The organism is Mycolicibacterium moriokaense (genome assembly GCF_010726085.1).
Classification (GTDB): domain Bacteria; phylum Actinomycetota; class Actinomycetes; order Mycobacteriales; family Mycobacteriaceae; genus Mycobacterium; species Mycobacterium moriokaense.
This window is the reverse complement of sequence record NZ_AP022560.1, coordinates 5,627,549-5,647,431: the sequence shown is the minus strand read 5'-3', so window position 1 is coordinate 5,647,431 and position 19,883 is coordinate 5,627,549. Positions and strand designations below refer to the sequence as shown.

Annotated in this window: 14 protein-coding genes, 5 pseudogenes and 1 other annotated feature; of the genes and pseudogenes, 12 read left to right on the top strand and 7 right to left on the bottom strand. The window is 63.7% G+C overall.

Annotation, left to right across the window (positions count from 1 at the left end; all coding sequences use genetic code 11):
* Positions 1 to 37: 37 nt before the first annotated feature.
* Positions 38 to 1,298 (bottom strand): annotated as a pseudogene (locus G6N43_RS27570) (IS3 family transposase).
* Positions 868 to 999 (bottom strand) — a sequence feature (AL1L pseudoknot). (Overlaps the previous pseudogene by 132 nt.)
* Positions 1,299 to 1,596: 298 nt before the next feature.
* Between G6N43_RS27570 and istA the strand changes: the two are divergent.
* The 3 genes and pseudogenes from istA to G6N43_RS27555 all read left to right on the top strand — a co-directional run bounded on the left by istA (position 1,597) and on the right by G6N43_RS27555 (position 4,704).
* A pseudogene (gene istA, locus G6N43_RS27565) lies at positions 1,597 to 3,112 on the top strand (IS21 family transposase).
* Positions 3,109 to 3,920, top strand: a pseudogene (gene istB, locus G6N43_RS27560) (IS21-like element helper ATPase IstB). Before istA ends, istB begins: the two co-directional pseudogenes overlap by 4 nt.
* Before the next feature lie 148 nt (positions 3,921 to 4,068).
* Positions 4,069 to 4,704, top strand: a complete 636-nt coding sequence (locus G6N43_RS27555; protein ID WP_133056590.1) for a hypothetical protein — start codon at positions 4,069 to 4,071, stop codon at positions 4,702 to 4,704.
* 215 nt (positions 4,705 to 4,919) lie between these two features.
* On the opposite strand, the gene G6N43_RS27550 is transcribed toward G6N43_RS27555, so the two are convergent.
* Entirely contained in the window at positions 4,920 to 7,190 is a 2,271-nt protein-coding gene (locus G6N43_RS27550; RefSeq protein ID WP_083157043.1) for a GmrSD restriction endonuclease domain-containing protein, read from the bottom strand.
* Between the two features lie 462 nt (positions 7,191 to 7,652).
* Here G6N43_RS27550 and G6N43_RS30910 point away from each other — a divergent pair.
* From G6N43_RS30910 to G6N43_RS27530, 4 genes and pseudogenes are all read left to right on the top strand, one after another.
* Positions 7,653 to 7,721, top strand: a pseudogene (locus G6N43_RS30910) (hypothetical protein); the annotation flags it as partial.
* Positions 7,722 to 7,852: 131 nt separating this feature from the next.
* The gene (locus G6N43_RS30780; RefSeq protein WP_083157031.1) at positions 7,853 to 9,505 is read left to right on the top strand and encodes a serine hydrolase domain-containing protein; all 1,653 of its coding nucleotides are present in this window, start codon (positions 7,853 to 7,855) and stop codon (positions 9,503 to 9,505) included.
* A 68-nt stretch (positions 9,506 to 9,573) separates the two neighbouring features.
* Positions 9,574 to 9,831, top strand: a complete 258-nt coding sequence (locus G6N43_RS27535; protein WP_083157042.1) for a type II toxin-antitoxin system Phd/YefM family antitoxin — start codon at positions 9,574 to 9,576, stop codon at positions 9,829 to 9,831.
* 22 nt (positions 9,832 to 9,853) lie between these two features.
* Positions 9,854 to 10,237, top strand: a pseudogene (locus G6N43_RS27530) (PIN domain-containing protein).
* 17 nt (positions 10,238 to 10,254) lie between these two features.
* Here G6N43_RS27530 and G6N43_RS27525 read toward each other — a convergent pair.
* Positions 10,255 to 11,880: a peptide chain release factor 3 gene (locus G6N43_RS27525; RefSeq protein ID WP_083157029.1), complete on the bottom strand. Its 1,626-nt coding sequence runs from the start codon at positions 11,878 to 11,880 to the stop codon at positions 10,255 to 10,257.
* 200 nt (positions 11,881 to 12,080) lie between these two features.
* Here G6N43_RS27525 and G6N43_RS27520 point away from each other — a divergent pair, with 200 nt between their 5' ends.
* On the top strand, positions 12,081 to 12,701 hold the full coding sequence (locus tag G6N43_RS27520) for a hypothetical protein (protein ID WP_110810536.1): 621 nt from the start codon (positions 12,081 to 12,083) through the stop codon (positions 12,699 to 12,701).
* Positions 12,702 to 12,784: 83 nt separating this feature from the next.
* Here the strand turns inward: G6N43_RS27520 and G6N43_RS27515 are convergent, their stop codons facing one another.
* Entirely contained in the window at positions 12,785 to 13,561 is a 777-nt protein-coding gene (locus tag G6N43_RS27515; protein ID WP_083157027.1) for an esterase, read from the bottom strand.
* A gap of 111 nt (positions 13,562 to 13,672) precedes the next feature.
* Here G6N43_RS27515 and G6N43_RS27510 point away from each other — a divergent pair, with 111 nt between their 5' ends.
* The 3 genes from G6N43_RS27510 to G6N43_RS27500 all read left to right on the top strand — a co-directional run bounded on the left by G6N43_RS27510 (position 13,673) and on the right by G6N43_RS27500 (position 17,151).
* The gene (locus G6N43_RS27510) at positions 13,673 to 15,136 is read left to right on the top strand and encodes an amino acid ABC transporter substrate-binding protein/permease (protein ID WP_083157026.1); all 1,464 of its coding nucleotides are present in this window, start codon (positions 13,673 to 13,675) and stop codon (positions 15,134 to 15,136) included.
* Positions 15,136 to 15,909, top strand: coding sequence for an amino acid ABC transporter ATP-binding protein (locus tag G6N43_RS27505; protein WP_083157025.1), 774 nt, complete (start codon positions 15,136 to 15,138; stop codon positions 15,907 to 15,909). Before G6N43_RS27510 ends, G6N43_RS27505 begins: the two co-directional genes overlap by 1 nt.
* 90 nt (positions 15,910 to 15,999) lie before the next feature.
* A complete protein-coding gene (locus tag G6N43_RS27500; RefSeq protein WP_083157041.1) occupies positions 16,000 to 17,151 on the top strand; it encodes a serine hydrolase domain-containing protein in 1,152 nt (383 codons plus the stop codon).
* Between the two features lie 10 nt (positions 17,152 to 17,161).
* Here G6N43_RS27500 and G6N43_RS27495 read toward each other — a convergent pair whose 3' ends face one another.
* Positions 17,162 to 17,557, bottom strand: coding sequence for a hypothetical protein (locus G6N43_RS27495; RefSeq protein WP_179967936.1), 396 nt, complete (start codon positions 17,555 to 17,557; stop codon positions 17,162 to 17,164).
* 95 nt (positions 17,558 to 17,652) lie between these two features.
* Here G6N43_RS27495 and G6N43_RS27490 point away from each other — a divergent pair, with 95 nt between their 5' ends.
* Positions 17,653 to 18,198, top strand: a complete 546-nt coding sequence (locus G6N43_RS27490; protein WP_083157024.1) for a TetR/AcrR family transcriptional regulator — start codon at positions 17,653 to 17,655, stop codon at positions 18,196 to 18,198.
* Between the two features lie 4 nt (positions 18,199 to 18,202).
* Here G6N43_RS27490 and G6N43_RS27485 read toward each other — a convergent pair whose 3' ends face one another.
* Both G6N43_RS27485 and G6N43_RS27480 read right to left on the bottom strand, forming a co-directional pair.
* Complete coding sequence (locus G6N43_RS27485; protein WP_083157023.1) at positions 18,203 to 19,510, bottom strand: HipA domain-containing protein; 1,308 nt, start codon at positions 19,508 to 19,510, stop codon at positions 18,203 to 18,205.
* Entirely contained in the window at positions 19,500 to 19,751 is a 252-nt protein-coding gene (locus G6N43_RS27480) for a type II toxin-antitoxin system RelB family anti-toxin (RefSeq protein WP_083157022.1), read from the bottom strand. Before G6N43_RS27480 ends, G6N43_RS27485 begins: the two co-directional genes overlap by 11 nt.
* Positions 19,752 to 19,883 lie beyond the last annotated feature (132 nt).

Sequence of the window (19,883 nt, the reverse complement as noted above, 5' to 3'; positions counted from 1 at the left end):
ATACAGTGAATCGCCCTGGTTCTGACGGAGACTCGAACTATTGGATTGCGACCAGGGGTTGGTCGGTCCGTTGGGCATCGTAGAACGCTGCTTCGAACTCTGTGGGTGAAACGTCATCGAGGTAGCTGTGGAGGCGGTTGGTGTTGTGCCAGTAGACCCAGCCCAGGGTGGCCAGTTCGACGTCCTCGACGGTCTTCCATGGACCGCTGCGGGCGGGGCCGTAGATCAGCTCGGCTTTGTAGTAGCCGTTGACTGTCTCGGCGAGGGCGTTATCGAAACTGTCTCCGATTGAACCGATCGAGGGCACCGCGCCGATCTCGGCGAGCCGTTCCCCGTAGCGGATGGACGTGAACTGCGATCCGGCATCGGGTGACATGTCAAGCCTTCCAACAGGTTTCCGCGTGACCAGCGGGCCATTTCCAACGCGTCGAGCACCATGGTGGTGCGCATGTGAGACGCCACTCGCCAGCCCACGATCATCCGGGAGTAGGCGTCGACGATGAAGCAGACATAGGCCACCCCCGACCAGGTCGGCACGAACGTCAGATCGGTGACCCACAATTGGTTGGGCGCGCTCGCGCTGAACTTCCGGTTGACCAGATCCGGGTGGCGCGCCGCGGCCGGGTCCGGTGTGGTGGTGGGCACCCGTTTACCGCGGCGCACTCCGTGGATGCCGGCCGCGCGCATCAGCCGCGCGACCTGGTCGCGGCCGACGTCGTGGCCAGCGCGGCGGGCGGCTTTCCACAGCTTGCGCGCCCCGTAGACGCGGTAATTGTCCTCCCACAACGCCACCAGGGCAGGCCCCAGGACCTCGTCCCGCTGCGCGCGCGCCGACGGCGCGCGGGTCTTGGTGTCGTAGTAGGTGCTCGGGGCCATCGACACCCCTGCGGTGCGCAGGACGGTGATGATGGGCTCGACCCCGAACTCGGCGCGATGGGCGTCGACGAAGTCGACTACTTCTTGTGTTGGCGGTCGAGCTCCGCCCCGAAGAAACTGGCCGCTCGCTTCAGTATTTCGTTGGCACGCTTGAGTTCTCGGTTCTCCTGTTCAAGCGCTTTGATCCGCGCCGACTCCGCAGTGGACACTCCCGGTGCGTACCCGTCGTCGATGTCAGCCTGGCGCACCCACGAGCGCACCGACTCCACCCCGTACCCGAGCTGGCGGGCCACCCGCGACACCGTGCCCTGCTCGGTGCCCAACTCGGCACGCAGAGCGCGGACCATCCGCACCGCGGCGGCCTTCTCCTCCGGGCTGTAACGCCTTGACGTGGGCTTCCCGGCAGACTGTTCCTTCGGCATACCTGCATCCTCGTTTCCAAGGTCAGGAGCCTCCGGGATTTCCAGGGCGATTCAACAGTTCCCCGAGCCGTCACTTGTGCTCAATCTCGAACAGCGGAATAGCCGGGCCCGCAGGTTCAAGCATGTGCATCAATTGTCCGTGGCCATGAAAAAGTCCCCACTGGTGGCCAAGTGGAGGTCCCCGTTGGTGGCCAGATAAAAGTCCCCACCTCGTGTTCGTCGTGTCGATCAGGAACTGCGGGCCCCGATGGTGACGGTGAAGGCGCCAACCAATCGCCACCACCACCGGGGAGTTCCATTGAAGTCTGCGAAGGACCGCATGGACATTATTTCTGCCTATCAACAGCTCGGGTCGTACCGGGCTGCCGCCGATGCGTGCGGCACCACCCATAAGACCGTCAGACGTGTCGTGGCCAAGTTCGAGGCCGACCAGGCCGGCGTGCTGCCGGTGCCGCGAGCCGAGCGTGTCCACAACTACGATGCGGTGGCCGATCTGGTCGCTGAACGTGTCGAGAAGTCCCAGGGTCGGATCTCGGCCAAACGGCTGCTGCCGATCGCCCGCACCGCCGGCTACCAGGGCTCGCCGCGTAATTTCCGGCGCCTGGTCGCTGAGACGAAAGCGTTGTGGCGCAGTAACAATCACCGTGGCCGCCGCCCGGCAGTGTGGGCGCCGGAGAGTATCTGGTGATCGATTGGGCCCAGGCCGCGCCGGGGCTGTTCTTGTTCTGCGCGGTGCTGGCGTTCTCCCGGTGGCGCTTCGTGCGGTTCGCCACCGACCAGAAAGCCTCCACCACGCTGGCGTTGATCGCCGAAGCCATGGGCGTCATCGGCGGCGTTCCGGCGCGGGTGCTGGCCGACCGGATGGCCTGCCTCAAGGGCGGGGTGGTCGCGAACGTGGTCGTCCCGACCCCGGGCTACGTCCGCTTCGCGACGCACTACGGGTTCGCGCCGGACTTCTGCCATGCAGGCGACCCGCAGTCCAAGGGCATTGTGGAGAACCTGTGCGGCTACGCCCAACGCGACCTGGCCGTGCCGCTGCTGACCCAGGCCGCCGTCGACGGTGTGGCGGTCGACCTCCGGTCGGCCAATGCCGCCGCGGCCGCCTGGTGCGCCGAGGTCAACGCCACGGCGCATTCGGAGATCCAAGCGATCCCCGACGACCGACTGGTAACCGAACGTGAACTGCTACAACCACTCCCATCGCTACGCTTGCAGATCGGTGCACCCTCGGTGCTCCGTAAGGTCGACCGGTTGTCGTGTGTGCGATACGGGTCGGCCCGCTACTCGGTACCGACCCGGCTGATCGGGACCAGCGTGGCCGTCGTGGTCGATCACGGCGCGGTGTGCCTGCTCGAGCCGGCCACCGGGGTGGTCGTGGCCGAACACGAACTCATCGCACCCGGTGGCGCCTCAATCCTCGACGAGCATTACGACGGACCGCGGCCGGCACCGAACCGCGGACCACGGCCCAAGACCACCGTGGAGAAGCAGTTCTGCGACCTCGGTGAAGACGCGCAGGCGTTCCTGGTCGGCGCTGCGGCGATCGGCAACACCCGACTGGCCTCGGAGCTGGAGATCCTGCTCGCCCTGGGCGCCGCCCACGGTGAGCGGCAATTGGTGGCGGCACTGCACCGGGCGGTGGCGTTCCGGCGGTTCCGCGCCGCCGACGTGCGCTCCATCCTGGCCGCCGGCACCGGCGCCCGCAGCCACGCGAAGCCGGGGATGCGTTGATCCTGGACCTGCCGGTCGCCCCGACCCGGTCTCTGGAGGCCTACCGGGTCGCACCCGTCGCTGACGGTGAGGTGATGTCGTGACCAAGACAGCACCGTTGACCGATACCAAAACCATTGCACCCCCGTCGGTTCCACCATTGGATGCCGATCTGGATGCCGGGCTGCGGCGGTTGAAGCTGGCGGCGATCCGGCGGACGGCACCGGAGGTGTTGATCACCGCCAAGACCCAACGCTGGACCCTGAAGAGGTGCTGCGGACCCTGGTGGAGACCGAGCTGGCCGCTCGGGATGCTTCCAACGTCGTCAACCGGCTCAAGGCCGCCGCGTTCCCCGTGCCCAAGACATTGGAGAGCTTCGATGTGGCCACATCGTCGATCCAACCGAAGGTGTTCGACTACCTGTCAAGTCTGGAATGGATACGCGCACAACGGAACCTGGCGATCATCGGCCCCGCCGGGACCGGCAAGAGCCACACGTTGATCGGGTTGGGGACCGCGGCGATCCACGCCGGCCTCAAGGTGCGTTACTTCGCCGCCGCCGACCTCGTGGAGACGCTCTACCGCGGGATGGCCGACAACACCGTCGGCAAGATCATCGAATCGCTGCTGCGAGTCGACCTCATCATTCTCGACGAGCTCGGCTTCGCACCACTGGATGACACCGGCACCCAGCTGTTGTTCCGGCTCGTCGCCGGCGCCTACGAACGCCGCTCCTTGGCCATCGGGTCGCACTGGCCCTTCGAACAATGGGGACGGTTCCTGCCCGAGCAGACCACCGCGGTCAGCATCCTCGACCGGCTCCTGCACCACGCCACCGTCGTCATCACCGACGGCCAGTCCTACCGCATGAAAGACGCCCAACACCGAAAGGAGAACGCCACCACAACCTAGGAATCACCGCACGGGGTGGGGACTTTTATCCGGCCACCAGCGGGGACATCGAGTTGGCCATTGACATCAATCCTGTGTGATGCACAGAGAGAACTTCGCCGCGAGCAGTCGAGTCAAGCTGTTATACCTAGTCGATGGCTTCTTGGCAATGGTTGATGCGGAGAACCCGTTTGGCCTCTATGCGATATCACGGAGTATGTGTGAGCTGAGCGCATTTTTACACGAGATCCAAATCCGACTTCAAGCGATCGCCTTGCAGGTAACTGAAAGTTCTTGGCAACCGTTGGGGGAGCAGTTCTTCGGTGTGTTGATACGTGCGCGCTTTGCAACGACGCACCCCGACCACAGGGCCATGCTCATCGCTGAAGGCGTATCTGCTGCCCGCCTAAAGCCATTCAACATCATGCACTGTATCCAAGGACTTGCCGCGGAACCTGAACATATAGATGTCGCTGAACGGTATGCGCTACTTTGCGACTTCGTGCACCACAATCTAGGTAGTTCGACGCTTGCAAACTCTGGCAGTGGGGTAGCGGATGCGGCCCGGTCGTTATCGGGGGGTGAGATGAGGCATTCAAGCGGGGAAATGACGATCACCCAGTATGAGTATCCGGTGGCGGATAAGGCGGGCCTGGCTGTCAGCGCTCTCGTGTCGGACTTCATTCGTGACACGCAGGCTTGTGTCCAGTGGCTCAATCTGACCCCGGGTGGGCCCTTCCCGACGGACATGGTTGTGAAGGCGACTGGAAATCCAATTGGGTTCCCGCAGCTGCGGCGGCGCTGATCGTCCGCAGATGAAACGAACTGCGACAGAACGAGATGTCGTGTGTTCGGCGCAGGCAAGTCGAGCGAACAACCGTATGGGCAATGAATTTTCGTCAGTGTGTGTCGGGAGTTTTTCCTTCTCTGGCGCATTACTGCAATTGGAGTTCGTAGGGCTAGCGACGCGGGTACTTGGCCGAACCGAGTTGCCGAGGCGGCCCGCCCTTTCGTATGAAGTTAGCCCCAGTGCTGTTCGCGATACTCGAGCATGTCGTCACCATGGAGCTGTTTGGTCGCGTTGCCGATTCGGACCCAGAACTCCTCGGCGTTGTTGCCGGAACCTTTCGTAGGCTTGGCAAAGACAGGCTTTCCGGATGCCGCGACGGAAACCACGCAAATAGTCTGTCCGCGAGCGTTTTCAAAGCGGATGCGCACTGTCATGGCGGAAGGAACCGACAGGCCGTTGTCGAGCAACTGCCGAAGGAAGAGCTCGTAGCCGTCGGCGTTGCCCTTACTGCCAAGCGTTTGGAAATCATGCTGAAGCCCGAGCGGCTGTCCCTGGTCGTCGACGCCGATCAATAAGGTTCCGCCCTCGGCGTTTAAGAAGCCGCAAACCGTCTTAACGATCACCTGCTCCATCTTGGAATCTGCCTGTGCTGTATGAAGATTCCACCGTGCCGTCGACTTGAACTCAGTCGTTTGAGACTCACCCGCTTCGATGACGTCTTCGATGGTGGCGTTGTGAGGCACCTCTACCGAACCCCACAACGTTGAGAACCCTTCGCGGACGACCTTGGCGATCAAGACCCGTCGGCGTTCCAAGAAAGTTGTGTAGTCGAGCTGCTCCCAACCGATCGGGAGTGCGTGATGATGGACTTGTCGCTTTAGTCGGTCGGGGTTGATCTGACTCGACATGACCTGCCAATACTCATGTGGTGCAGCGCTGCTGATGGAGGCGTTCTCCGCCCAATCCAGGAACGCCATGTTGGCGATCGCGTTGATCTGCCGCGTCCCTGTCACCCCCAGTGATGCAAGGTATTTCTTGGGGAACAGATGATGCCTTTCGACCGAGCGAGGTGCTACTGCCGACGGGTCGAGTAGATGCGACACCTTTAACTCGCTGAAGAGGACCTCCGCGTCGAGGAGATTCAGCGCTGCCAGGTATGCGAACAACGCCGGTGACCGTGGCGAGGAGTTATCCAGCTTATTCGGCAGCGAGATCTCCCAATAGTCGTTGGTGAAGTTCGCCGTAACAATACGGTCCAGCTCTGATACGAAGGCTTGGCCGTCTCCCTTGGGAAGGTCCGCGATGCGTCCGAGATCCGACTCCAGCTGTGATTCAGGAGAGTTGGTGTACCGGCCAGTGGTGTGCGCCATGAAGAACCAACGGCTGATGACCTGCCTGAGCAAGCTGTAGTCAAGGCCGAAGTCGCACCGACCGATGAGCCAGAATGCGTATCCGAACAGGAGCGCGTTCTGTGACGTAATCATCTTGTTGCTTCGGAAGCCGGCAGCATATATGCACTTGAGAAATTCGTGCCAGTTCGTTAGATCAAGAGCACGCTCCTGAGCCTCAGCCAGCGCTTGAAACTGTGCTTCACGCCGCTCGGCGCTGACAACGCCGGTTTCGAGGTCCTTGCCCCTCAGAATGTTGTAGACGTATTGCAGACGTGCGCGCCGAAAGGCCAACGCAACTCCAGCGCGCAGCATTTGATCTGGGCTGGGTTCGATGTACGGGTTACGCGGGCTCGGGCCTACCGCGGCAGGATCCACCGCAGCGCGACTGAACGCCTCCAGTTCCCGACGCCCTTTTTCCCAGTGGACTGACATGAGCGTGAGGATGAAATCCGCTTGGTTGAGCTTGACGCCTTCGCTGTTGATGCGGACGAAGATCTCGGCGACCTGCTCTTCATCGGCGGTCTTGTCGAGCTCAATCACCTGGAAACGAAACGCATCCAGATCATGAACTCGGTTTATGCGATCTTCGAGTTGATCTTCTTCTGCCTCCGAAAGGCCGTCCGCACGAGTCTCGCCGAGACGCTTCAAGAAGTGACGGACGGTCGGCCGGTAGCCGTCCGTCCAGAGCGTGGTTATGTCCGGTATGAATTCAGGGTCACGCTCAATAGCGGCGTCAGTAACCTCAAAGGTCTCGTCGGCAGGTCTGAATGCTATGCGAATGCGGCGCTGCTCGAACTTCTTGGTGAGTACATGCTGACCGGTCAACACGGCATATAGCGATGTCAGACGCTGTTGACCATCGACGATCAGAAGTCGCGGGGATTCGGCGTCGCTCTCGCCGATCTTTCTCGTGCCGGCGTCGACACCTGTTTCCCACAGCATGATCGTGCCGATGGGGTAGCCGCGGTACATCGAGTCTAAGAGATCTCGTGCTTTCGCCGGCGACCACACGAAGGGACGTTGAATATCCGGCAGTGCGATACGCCCTGCGCCTATATCAAGTACGAGATGCTCAAGCGTGTAGCCGGTGTCCCTGTACAACGTCGGCATTGGCTTCCTTTCCACTACAGCGTGGCTGCCACTGTGGTTTCGATCGCTGCTACTTGTGCTCGTCGCGCCGCAAGTAGATCTATGACCGAGATTAACGCGGCACCTAGAATGGCGGCGGGCTCTCGAGCGCCTTGCAGCGAGTAGGACTTCCTCAGGCAGTTGTCGACTACCGACAAGGTAGGTGACTGTCGATGTACGCCCTGCGCGCGATCTGCAATCAGCATCGAAATGCCAGCGATCACGGGGCTGGCGCACGCGATTAGTCCCATCCGAACCGCGCCGACGGACCGACCACCCGTGCAATGATCGCCGAAAAGCGGAGGAGCTAGACATGGGTTTTGAGCGGATCGACGACCTACTGAACGGTGTGACCGCCGACCTGTCGCTTCACGGCATCGCACCACGGTCGTCGGCCGCGACGGCGTCCTCTACGAAGGCGCCGCTGGCGACGCCCGACCCGACTCCATGTTCCGCAACGCATCCATGACCAAGGCCGTCGCGACCACCGCGGCGCTCCAACTCGTCGAGTAGGGCCGCGTCGACCTCGACGCACCAGTGGCATCGACGTCCCCGAGTTCGGCGAGCTCCAAGTCCTTGACGGCTTCGACGGCGGCCAGCCCGTCCTCCGTCCACCCAAAACGCAAGCCACCGTCCGCCAGCTGATGAACCACACCGCCGGCTGCGGCTACCACTTCCTCAACGACAAGCTCTACACCTACTGCACCGACCACCGATTCCCGGACGTGCTCTCGGGGCCGCAAGCAGAGCATCAGCGCACCCCTGGTCCACGATCCCGGCACGGTCTGGGAGTACGGGTCAGCACCGACTGGGTCGGCCAGGTCGTCGGGGCCGTCAGCGGCCAGACCCTCGGCGACTACCTCGGCGAGCACGTCTGGGGCACGCTCGGCATGACCGACTCGACGTTGGCCCCCACCGACGAGCAACGTGCGCGGCTGCTGCCCGTCCTCGCCCGCACCCCCGACGGCGGCTTGGCGCCCAGCGACATCGACCTGCCGGCCGAGCAGGAATGGGACGCCGCCGGCCACGGGTCCTACGGAACGATCGCCGACTACGGGGGCTTCATCCGCGCCTGGATCAACGGCGGCGAACTCGACGGCGCCCGCATCCTCAAAGAGGAGACAGTGGACCTCGCGCTGCAAGACCACCTCGACGGCGTCCCCCTGCCGCCGAAACTGGCACCCACCGTTCCTGAGCTCGCCAACCCGGTCGAGCTGCTCCCTGTGCCCCAGGGCTGGGGTCTCGCTTTCGACGTCTACCTGATCGACCTGCCTGGCATGCGCAGCGCCGGCTCCGGCGACTGGTCGGTGACTGTTCAACAGCTTCTTCTGGATCGACCGAAAGGCGGGGATCGGCGCCGTGATCGCGACGCAACTGCTGCCGTTCTTCGACGCCAAAATGGTCGAGACGATCCTCACCTTCGAGGCCGCGGTTTACGCAGAGCTCGCCGCGACAGTCGGGTAGGTCCGCCGTCCCGCGAGCTGTCGGTGCCTCCCGATACCGTTGGATCAAATTCACCGATGCCGTTGCCGCTCCCCAGCCCGGCGTCCCGTGCGACGAGGGAGCTTGCCATGGTCCGATCCCACAACGAAGCCGTACCTACGGTCGTCGTGCTCGGCGACGATCAAACCGTCTACCACTGCGAACAAGACACGGCCTGCCACGGGCCGCGCTGGGCGAACATCGCCGCAATGTACGCGTTCCCGTCGGGCGATCCCGCCTCGCGCGACGACTTGACCGACGTCGAAGCGGTCGTCGCGGCGCTGGCCCGGGCGATCTCGGCCGGGCTACCGATATGGATGCCCAACTCGCTGAGGGATCTGGGGCGCGAGGAGCACTACCGCCGGCTTTGCATGGTCCTGCACCGTCACGGACTCGATCTGCTGGTGGACTACAAACTCTGGCTGGCGCCGGGCGTCGACGGCATGAACGAAATCGACCACGCGTTGCGACGCGAGGTACAAGCCGTCGACGCCCTCGACCGCGCAGCGCTGGCCGCGGCTGGGGTGGAAAGTATCGAGACGGTCGTCGAAAAAGCCGCGGTAGCTCTACAGCCGATGTCGCACCAAAATGGCTGGCCGCCAACACTTCCCCAACCGGACTTCGAGTGGGTGAATCGCCACGACCTTGTCATGAGCTATGTGCGCTGGCTGGTCGACGGTTGTGGCGTGACGCGTGCGGCGGCCGCGCGCGTGCTGAACTCGTCGGGTCAACGAACGCCTGACGGCAAGGCATGGCAGTCGAGAGACGTGTCGGCGTTGCTCAACGGCATCTGCGACCGTGGAGCAGCCGCTTAGCCCGGCGGGTGCCAATCGCCGCTGTCGGCGGACCGGACTTCCCAGTGCTGCAGAAGTACAGTCGTAGCATGTTTACGGTGGCCTCCCGCGAACTGCGAAACGACACAGCGGGTGTGCTTCGCCGGGTTCAGGCGGGCGAAGAGGTGACGATCACTGTCAATGGGCGTCCAGTTGCGGTGATCACCGCTGCGGAATCGAGGCGTCGGCGATGGGTGTCGAAAGCGGAATTGGTGAAGCGGCTTGAGACCAGTCAGGCGGACCCTGCTTTGCGCGAGGACCTCACGAAACTCGCCGGTGAAATCACGGGCGAACTCGACGAATTATGACGACCGATCGGCGCGCGGCCGGATTCTCGATACTTCGGTCTTTATCGCCAACGGGAGTGGGCGCTAGCTGTAGACGTCTCTGATTCCGGATGAAGTGGCCACGGCCGTGGTGACTCTCGCGGAACTGAACGCGGGTGTGCTCGCAGCGCGGACCTCCGAGATCCGCGGACGACGCATTCGCACGTTGTGCGCGATTTCTGATATGACTGCGTTGCCGGTCGACGAGGCAGCGGCTCAACATTGGGCGCTGTTGCGCGTTCGCTTGGCCGAGGCGGGCCGACGGGCTCGAGTCAATGACTTATGGATCGCCGCCATCGCAGCCACCAAAGGTCTGCCGGTAGTTACCCAGGATCTGGACTTCGATGCCCTTGAGGACGTCGCGGGTGTCGCGATAATCCGCGTCTGACACCAAGGCGCTCGGACCTATCCCTCCGCCGCCACTAGCGACCCCAGCTTGATGTCGGGGTTGTCGCGCTGGAAGCCCTCCAGCCGCCACGGCGTGGAGAACAGCACGAGGATGACGCCGTCGGTGCGCGTCAGCACTTCCGAGGACACCTGCTTGCTCATGAACTCGACGTCGGCCGGGTCCACGATCCGCGCGACCTGATACGGCAAGGACTCCAACGAGATCGGCGAGCTGAACTCCGTCGCCATCCGATGCGTTGCCACCTCGAACTGCATCGGCCCGACCGCCGCCAGCACCGGCGCCTGCTCCCCGCGCCGGTCCGAGCGCAGCACCTGCACCACGCCCTCCTGCTCCAACTGCTCGATCCCACGCCGAAACTGCTTGTGCTTACTCGGATCCATCCCACGAGCCACCGCGAAATGCTCGGGCGAGAAGCTCGGAATCGGCGGATACTGCACCGGCTCACCGAGATACAACGTGTCACCCGGACGCAGCGCCGCCGCGTTGGCCAACCCGATCACATCACCTGGCCACGCCGTGTCCAACGTCGAACGCTGCTGCCCGAACACGGACTGCGCATACTTTGTCACGAACGGCTTACCCGTCGCCGCATGGGTCAGCACATCCCCGCGCTCGAAGGTCCCCGACACCACCCGCGCATACGCGATCCGATCCCGATGCGCGGAATCCATCCCGGCCTGCACCTTGAAAACGAAAGCGCTGAAAGGTGATTCGACCGCGCGCAACACCCCGTCGACATCGACCGCCCCACTCGGCGACGGCGCCAAATCGACCAACACATCGAGCAGCTGATTCACCCCGAAGTTCAACGCTGCCGACGTGAACAGCGTCGGGGTCGCCTCACCGCTCAAGAACGTCTCGCGGTCGTAGTCGGCGCCGTCCGCAGACAACAGCTCCGACTCCTCGACGGCGGTTCCCCAATCAACCCCCGCCGCCTCGGAAGCATCACAAGCCGCGATGTGCTCCTCGGGCGCCACCGTGGCCCCGCCCGCAGTCCTCGTGAACCGAATGAAGTTGCCGGACCGGCGGTCCAGCACCCCCTTGAAATCCCCGGCGATACCCACCGGCCACGTCAGGGGAGTGGGCCGCAGCCCGATCCGCGACTGGATCTCGTCGATCAGTTCCAGGGCATGGCGCCCGGGCCGGTCCCACTTGTTGATCACCGTGATGATCGGAATCCCGCGGTGCTTACACACCTGGAACAGCTTCAACGTCTGCGGCTCAAGACCTTTCGCCGCGTCGATGAGCATCACCGCGCAGTCCACCGCCGTCAGCACCCGGTAGGTGTCCTCCGAGAAGTCGGCGTGACCCGGGGTGTCGAGCAGGTTGACGACGCAGTCGCGGTACGGGAACTGCAACGCCGTCGACGTGATCGAGATGCCCCTGGCCTTCTCCATCTCCATCCAGTCCGACACCGTCGACCGACGACCCGCCTTGCCGTGCACCGCTCCCGCCTCGGTGATCGCGCGGGCATGCAGCGCCAGCGCCTCGGTTAGCGTCGACTTGCCGGCGTCGGGATGGCTGATGACGGCAAACGTCCGCCGCCGGCCCGCCTCCGCGGCTATCCGGCCAGGTGGAGAGGGTTCGGCGGTCGGCGCAGCGGCCAGGGCGTTGTCGGTCATGACGACCGCGATGGTATTGGCTGCTGACCACAAATCCGTAATCGAGCACGGCGGTCGCGGCCTGACCAGGTCGGTTAGGTCATGGTGCCGGCTTCGGACAATCGGGTCCGAACATGGGGACCCAGTTGCCGAGATACCAGAAGCCCCACTGTTGCAAACCCCCGTCGAAGACAGGCGCAACCGTCTGGCCGCCGTATTGAATGGGTTGTGGCGACGGTGCATTCGGGGGTGGTGGGATCACGCACGGCGACGGCAAGGCCACCGTCGTACCGGGCTCCCACGTGTCGGATGTGCTCGGCCAGAACGGATCAGGCCACGGCCATCCTGGCGGGTCGGGCGGCATGGGCGGCACGGGCGGGTGCGGGCACCAGAACCGGTGGCAATCGGGTGGTTTACCGCCATCACCGGCATCCGGATCGGGCGGGGTCCCCGGCGGGGCGGTCGGCGCCGGACCACCGGGTGGGCCAGGCGGACCCTCGCCAGGTGGAAGGGCGTCAGGAATCGGCGGTGCGTCGGCACCCTGGTCGGGTGTCGCCTCGGGATCGATCGGCGGCGCGCCAGCGGGCAAGTCGGCGACCGGTCCACCGACAGATGAGTCGGTGCTCGGTATGCCTGAACCCGAATCCGTGGACGACGACGCTCCCGTGTCCCCGGAGAAGTCCGATGATGGTGCGGAGGGCGCCGGCTCGATGGTGATCGTCGGAGAATCCTGCTCGCCGATCACGACGGGTGGCGACGCACCGGCAGTCGCGTCCATCCCCGCCGAGCTGACGCAGGCCAACACCGCGACGCCCACGATGGCGAAGCCAGCGGCCACCTGATTCGGGTACATGCGAGACCTCCGACCCGCCATTGTCGTCGTGCTGCGAGGCAGATTGAGACTTTTGGCAGTAATCGAGCCAGGTCAGGCCAAGATCGACGCCAGTTCGCTGCGGGGTATCGACACCTTCTGCGCTCCGGCCGCCGAGATCGTCCATTGGCCTTGGCTGATGAAGAAGAGCACCGCGTCATCGGTCAGGGCGAAGTTCTTGTACATCTCCGCGCCGATTGGATTGTCGTCGATGGGCGCCCCCGGCAACTGCTTCGTCAACTCGGCCTTCACCAGCGGATCGAGCACCGCGACGGGGTCGGACCCCGGCTTGAACAACGTCTCGAACGTGATCGGCGCCTTCTTGCCGAGATCGAAGTTCAACGCGTTGTAGCTCGTCACCGGGTGGGCGCCGCCGAAGTTGCTGTACTCCTCGAACACCAGGCTCTCGGTGCCGGACGCCGGACTTCCCGACCGGTACGTCTGCGACTTGATATCGAGCGCCTTCGGCACATCGCGCACCGGCGGCTCCTCGACCAGCGCGATGAACCCGTCGCGCTGTTTGATCAGCACGTCGACTATCGCGGCTTGGTCCGGGTAGTCGATGGGGAAGCTCATGTCGATCGTGTAGTTGGGCGTCTCGGTGTGGACCGTGCAGAGGTTGTCGTCACCCACCGTGCCCTTGAGCTCCGTGCACGCCGAAGAGGCGGCAGCCGTCGTGGTCGGCGCGGCGGACGTGGTAGCTGCTTCCGATGTCGAGGCGCTCGGCGGCGTCGTCACCGCCTCGGAGGTTGCTGCCGGCTCGGAGGAGCTGTCGCACGCCGCCGCGGCGAGGATCACCGCGGCCGCAACCACGAGGTGCCGAGTCTTCATGCGTCGAGCATGCCTCAATTGCGCTTGCGTCGGAAACAATCCCTGCGGATTCGCAGCGCGGATAGCGCAGGAACATTAGCGTCGGAAACAGCCGACGCTGGGAGGGCAACGATGCGAGTCGCGTGTGTGAGAGATAGAAGGGACCCGCATCGATTGGTGGTCCTGCTTGCGGCGATCCTCATAGCGCTCCTCGGTATCGGGCTGCTGAACCCGTCAAACGCGTACGCGCAAGACGACGATGCTTACGTCATCGCCACCGATACGACGTTCGCCCCGTTCGAATTCCAGGACGAGCAGGGCAATTTCGTCGGTATCGACATGGACCTCATCCGCGAGATCGCCAAGGACCAGGGCTTCGAGGTCGACATCAAACCGTTGGGCTTCGACGCGGCACTGCAAGCGGTGCAAGCCAATCAGGTCGACGGCGTCATCGCGGGCATGTCCATCACCGACGAACGCAAGAAGGTGTTCGACTTCTCCGACCCGTATTTCGAGTCCGGCGTCCAGATGGCGGTGCTGGCGACCAACGACGACATCAAGGGTTACGAAGACCTTGCCGGCGAACGCGTGGCCGTGAAGAACGGCACCGAAGGCGCGGCGTTCGCCGAGTCGATCAAGGACAAGTACGGCTTCGAGACCGTGTACTTCGCCGACTCCTCGTCGATGTACGACGAGGTGAAGACCGGCAACTCCGTCGCCGTCTTCGACGACTACCCGGTCCTCGCCTACGGCATCAAGCAGGGCAACGGCCTGAAGACGGTGACACCGAAGGAGAAGGGGGCCAGCTACGGGTTCGCGGTCAACAAGGGCCGCAACGCCGAACTGCTGTCCAAGTTCAACGCCGGCCTGAAGAACCTCAAAGAGTCCGGCCGCTACCAGGAAGTGCTCGACACCTATCTCGGCAGCGACGCTGCAACCGCAGACAACTCGTTCTTCGGCCTGCTGAAGAGCACCTTCCCGCTGTTGATGGAAGGCCTGAAGATGACCGTCATCCTGACGATCATCTCGATCGCGTGCGCGTTGGTGCTCGGCGTGATCTTCGGCCTGATGCGGGTATCCCGGGCGATCTGGCTGCGTGCGATCGGCACCACCTTCGTCGACATCTTCCGTGGCACACCGCTTCTGGTGCAGGCGTTCTTCATCTACTTCGGCATCCCCGCCGCGCTGAGCTTCGAGATGTCGGCGTTCACCGCAGGCATCATCACCCTGTCGCTGAACGCGGGTGCGTACATGACCGAGATCGTGCGCGGCGGCATCCTGTCCGTCGACAAGGGTCAGATGGAGGCATCCCGCAGCCTGGGTGTCGGATATCTGCCAACGATGCGCAAAGTGATTCTGCCGCAGGCGATCCGGACGATGATCCCGTCGTACATCAACCAGTTCGTCATCACCCTGAAGGACACCTCGATCCTGTCGGTCATCGGCATCGCCGAGCTGACCCAGACGGGCCGGATCATCATCGCCCGCAACTTCCAGTCGTTCCAGATGTGGCTGATCATCGGCATCATCTACTTCATTGTCATCATGGCGCTGACCAAACTCTCGGATCGGCTCGAGAAGAGGATCAATAAGTAATGACGCAACTAGTACCGGAGGCCGCGGCCGCCGAACCCGAAGGCACCGTAAAGATCCGCATCGAGGGACTCAAGAAGTCGTTCGGCGAACTGAACGTTCTCAACGGTATTGACACGACGATCAGCAAGGGCGAGGTGGTCTGCGTCATCGGCCCTTCGGGATCGGGTAAGTCGACGTTCCTGCGGTGCCTGAACAAGCTGGAGGACATCACCGAAGGCAAGGTTGTGGTCGACGAGTACGACCTGACCGACAAGAAGGTCGACCTCGACAAGGTCCGCCAGCACATCGGCATGGTGTTCCAACACTTCAACCTCTTCCCACATATGACCGTGATCGACAACGTCACCATGGCGCCGCTGCTGACGAAGAAGATGGACAAGGCAGCCGCGGAGAAGAAGGCGCTCGAACTTCTGGATCAGGTGGGGCTCAAGGAGAAGGCGCACGTGAAGCCGTCGACGTTGTCGGGCGGTCAGAAGCAGCGCGTCGCGATCGCCAGAGCGTTGGCGATGAACCCGTCGATCATGTTGTTCGACGAGGCCACCAGCGCGCTGGACCCCGAGATGGTCGGTGACGTGCTCGAGGTGCTGCGTGCACTCGCCGCGGGTGGGATGACGATGGTCGTCGTCACCCACGAGATGGGCTTCGCGCGGGAAGTCGCCTCCCGGGTGCTGTTCATGGACGGCGGCAAGATCGTCGAGGACGCCCCGCCGGCCGAACTCTTCGACAACCCCAAACATCCACGGCTGCAGGAGTTTCTGTCGAAGGTGCTGTAGGCGGGGCGGCAGCTGTCATCAATTGATGACGCCGCGCAGCCGGCGATGATCCCCCTGCAACGATGATCTCGGAGAGTGAAGGAGCGCGACATGGGATTTGAGCGAATCGACGACCTACTTAACGGCGTTACGGCCGACGGGTCGCTGCATGGCATCGCCGCCACAATCGTCAGCCGTGACGGCGTGCTCTACGAGGGCGCGGCCGGGGATGCCCGGCCCGACTCCATGTTCCGCAACGCGTCGATGACGAAGGCCGTCGCGACCACCGCGGCGCTGCAGCTCGTCGAGCAGGGCCGCATCGACCTCGACGCCCCAGCGGCCTCAATCGTGCCCGAGTTCGGCGAGCTCCAGGTGCTCGACGGCTTCGACGGCGACAAGCCGGTCTTACGCGCGCCCAAGACGCAGGCGACCGTCCGCCAGCTGATGAACCACACGGCCGGGTGCGCCTACCACTTCCTCAACGAGAAGCTGTACAAGTACTGCACTGAACAAGGCTTTCCCACCCCGCTCGACGGGAAGAAGCAGAGCATCAGCGCGCCGCTGGTCCACGACCCCGGCACCATCTGGGAGTACGGCGTCAACACCGACTGGGTCGGCCAGATCGTCGAGGCCGTCAGCGGCCAGACGCTGGGCGGCTATCTCGCCGAGAACGTTTGGGGCCCACTCGGCATGACCGACTCCACGTTCAGCCCGACGGACGAGCAGCGCGCGCGGGCGCTGCCGGTCTACTCGCGGCTGCCGGATGGCAGCGTGGCGCCGACCGAGGTCGACCTGTCGGTCGACCAGGAGTGGGACTCGGCCGGCCACGGCTCCTACGGGACGATCGCCGACTACGGGCGTTTCGTGCGTGCGTGGGTCAACGGCGGCGAGCTCGACGGCACACGCATCCTCAACGAGGAGACCGTGGAGCTCGCGTTGCAGGATCACCTCGACGGGGTGCCACTGCCGGCGAAGCTGGTGCCCACCGTCCCCGAACTGGCCAACCCGGTCGAGCTGCTCCCCGTGCCTCAGGGGTGGGGGCTCGGGTTTCACGTGTACTCGATCGATCTGCCGGGCATGCGCAGGGCCGGCTCGGGCGACTGGTCGGGTCTGTTCAACACCTTCTTCTGGATCGACCGCAAAGCGGGGATCGGCGCCGTGATCGGGACGCAGCTGTTGCCGTTCTTCGACGGCAAGATGATCGAGACGATCCTCGGCTTCGAGGCCGCGGTCTACGCGGAGCTCGGCGCCGCGGTCACCTGAACCGCCAACATCAGGCCGCCCGTCGATCCTCCAGGTTCGCGGGCGCACCCACTGGCACAGCAACCGCCTGAAGGATGCGCTCATGGCCGTCACGCACGGCACGGTAGTTCTCCATGTACCGGCTGATCTGCTCGCGTCGTAGCGGCCGCGCCCAGATGTTCTCACTAGGGATGTCGATGCCGCTGTCGTTGGACGCCGCCCGCGTACGGGCTCCGATGCGGAACCCCACAACCGTCGCGGCCATCAACACGATCAGGGCGGCACCGAGGATTCCCGCCACCGCGCTTTCGGCGGCCAACGCGTAGACGAACGTCCCCAACGCAACGAACGTCAGCAATAGACACACATACGCCACGTACGTCCTGGATACGTTGCGCACTGCCTTCAACACGTCGATCAGCTCCATCCATCCACTATCAAAACGCTACGCGTATCGTAGCGCTACGTTTAGTGTAGCGTTTTTTCCGCCGTCGGTATTCCCCGGCGACGGAGGAGGGAACGATGGCGCAGCGTCCGGATGTCGATGAGGGCATCGCCGATGCCACGTTGGCGCTGCTACGCACCAAAGGCCCCAGATCGGTGACGATCGAGGCTGCGGCGGCGCGCTCGGGCATAGCCAAGACCACCATCTATCGCCGGCACAGCGATCGCCGCGACATGCTGTCCGCGGCGCTGTCGCGCGTGGCCACTCCCGAGCCCCTCGCCGCCGATGCGCAGGCGCCCGATCGACTGCGGTGGCTCATCCACGAGGCCGTCAAGACCATCGAAGTGGGCATCGGCTTCGGCGGCCTGGCGGCCATGCTCACCGACGAAGACCCGGAGTTCAGCAAGATCTTCCGCCGGATCCTCGGGCGACAGCGGGCCGAGCTGGAGTCGGTGATCGACGCGGCGAAAGCGGACGGGTCGTTCCGTACCGACGTCGATGGCGAGACGCTCATCGACGCCATCGTCGGGGCACACATCGCCGAGCGCGCCCGCACGGGGCGTGTCGCGGCGGGGTGGGAAGCGCGGTTGTTCGACCTCTTCTGGCCGACAGTGCAGGGCTAAACAGTCATCGACGAAGAGCCTTGGCCTTCTTGGTGCGGTACACGCTAGGGCGTGCAGCCGGCCATGACCGCTTCGTCCAGAGTTCGTCGAGATTCGCCATGACCCGTTCTGCGCCGGGTGGCAACGGAACTTGGTCGACGGCGGTGCGTATCCGCTCCATCACTGACTCAACAGTGGCGCGCGCCCGCCGATGTGAGGTGCCCCATGACGCAGCCTCATCGACAAGATCGGTAGCTTCGACCGAATCGACCGACGTTTTCCCGTTGATGACGTGGCCGGTGCCCTTGTATCGAGAATCCAGGTAGAACGTCGGGGCGGCATCGTAAATCGGTGCGAGAGCTACGCTTCCATCACGATCGATCATCACTGAATAGTTCTTGGAGTGCGCGTCACCATTGCCGATGGCGACGTTGAACGTCACCGCTTCCAGCAGCGCGGTCCGAAACCTATCTGGATCGTGCGCTCTGGGCGCGCCTAGGCGAGCGACCCGCTTGAGTCGAGATCCGTGCCGGTCCGACTCGGCCGTGCTTTCGTACTTCGCTTGTGGGTCCAGGCCGAGCGCCTGGCAGAAGTCCTCCTGGTGGAAGCGCTCACCGGCCGTGCTGCGGTCATATCGGGTAATGACAATCGCATCACGGCGGTCGAACTTCGCCATTCGCGAGTCGGCTGCCGAGATGCCTGCCTGTGCGGCCACATGGAGCGCCCAGTCCTCGGTTTGGATCAAGTGCTCCAACGCGCCGGTCAGCGGTTCCGGCTTGATGATGTGCGTTGACGGCGCGCCTGACTCCGGCCAAGCCCAGCCGCCGTCCGGCAGCGCGGCCAGCAGCACCTTGTCTTGAATGCCTGCCAGCGACGCCTGCGGCGTTGTTCCTTCGGGTAGGCGGTAGGTGGGAAGATCGGCGACCAGAGCGGTGACTTCTTGATCCGAGAGTCTTCGCACGCGTCCAACGTCGGGGGGATCTCCGTCGGGCAGAAACTGAACGGCGCCTGCGCATTCCGCGCCAACGTGTTCCAGCAATCCCATGGTGTCGGTGACCGGAAGGCCGGCCTGGCTGGCGATGTGTTGACGTACATTGCCTTCTGGCAGAAGGCCTTCGACGAATGCCGTCACCGGGTAGCCCGAAGACCTTGCTTTCGCATCACGTACCGGCTGCTGGGAAATGGGCAATGCCAGCGAGAGCACGCGACTGCCTTCGCCGAAGGTATCGAGTGCGTCTGTGGTGAAATCGAGCCGCAGTCTGAACGGGCTCGGCTCGCTGAGACGTGCGATATGGACGCCATACAGCCATACCGCCAACGCTCTAGTTGCCATCGAGTACCGCCACACGAGTGAATTTCGGCGCCACTGCGACGGCGTAGCCGCACTCAGAAAGCGCGCGCAGCGCCGTGTCGACGCTGACGGACTGCCCGCGTTCCAACCGCGAAACCGTCATGCGAGTCACGCCAAGCCGGTCGGCGAGTTCTTCCTGTTGGAGACCCTTCTGCAGACGGGCGCGGCGGATCTGTTCGCCGAACTCGACAGTGTCGTAGACGAGCGCAACCGCATGATCCATATATTGAGCATACGCCGGATTGGGCAGAATGCGCGATATTTTAATCATCATGCTGCTGATGCGCCCTGATATAAATATCGATCATTTCGGCTGACGCCTAAACCCCATCGACCTGCCACTTAAGTCTCGGCC

Bases quoted from the DNA above. Each gene is read 5' to 3' on its own strand.
- G6N43_RS27555 (WP_133056590.1), top strand. From the start codon at position 4,069: ATGGTTGATGCGGAGAACCCGTTTGGCCTCTATGCGATATCACGGAGT.
- G6N43_RS27550 (WP_083157043.1), bottom strand. From the start codon at position 7,190: ATGCCGACGTTGTACAGGGACACCGGCTACACGCTTGAGCATCTCGTA.
- G6N43_RS30780 (WP_083157031.1), top strand. From the start codon at position 7,853: ATGAACCACACCGCCGGCTGCGGCTACCACTTCCTCAACGACAAGCTC.
- G6N43_RS27535 (WP_083157042.1), top strand. From the start codon at position 9,574: ATGTTTACGGTGGCCTCCCGCGAACTGCGAAACGACACAGCGGGTGTG.
- G6N43_RS27525 (WP_083157029.1), bottom strand. From the start codon at position 11,880: ATGACCGACAACGCCCTGGCCGCTGCGCCGACCGCCGAACCCTCTCCA.
- G6N43_RS27520 (WP_110810536.1), top strand. From the start codon at position 12,081: ATGGGTTGTGGCGACGGTGCATTCGGGGGTGGTGGGATCACGCACGGC.
- G6N43_RS27515 (WP_083157027.1), bottom strand. From the start codon at position 13,561: ATGAAGACTCGGCACCTCGTGGTTGCGGCCGCGGTGATCCTCGCCGCG.
- G6N43_RS27510 (WP_083157026.1), top strand. From the start codon at position 13,673: ATGCGAGTCGCGTGTGTGAGAGATAGAAGGGACCCGCATCGATTGGTG.
- G6N43_RS27505 (WP_083157025.1), top strand. From the start codon at position 15,136: ATGACGCAACTAGTACCGGAGGCCGCGGCCGCCGAACCCGAAGGCACC.
- G6N43_RS27500 (WP_083157041.1), top strand. From the start codon at position 16,000: ATGGGATTTGAGCGAATCGACGACCTACTTAACGGCGTTACGGCCGAC.
- G6N43_RS27495 (WP_179967936.1), bottom strand. From the start codon at position 17,557: ATGGAGCTGATCGACGTGTTGAAGGCAGTGCGCAACGTATCCAGGACG.
- G6N43_RS27490 (WP_083157024.1), top strand. From the start codon at position 17,653: ATGGCGCAGCGTCCGGATGTCGATGAGGGCATCGCCGATGCCACGTTG.
- G6N43_RS27485 (WP_083157023.1), bottom strand. From the start codon at position 19,510: ATGGCAACTAGAGCGTTGGCGGTATGGCTGTATGGCGTCCATATCGCA.
- G6N43_RS27480 (WP_083157022.1), bottom strand. From the start codon at position 19,751: ATGGATCATGCGGTTGCGCTCGTCTACGACACTGTCGAGTTCGGCGAA.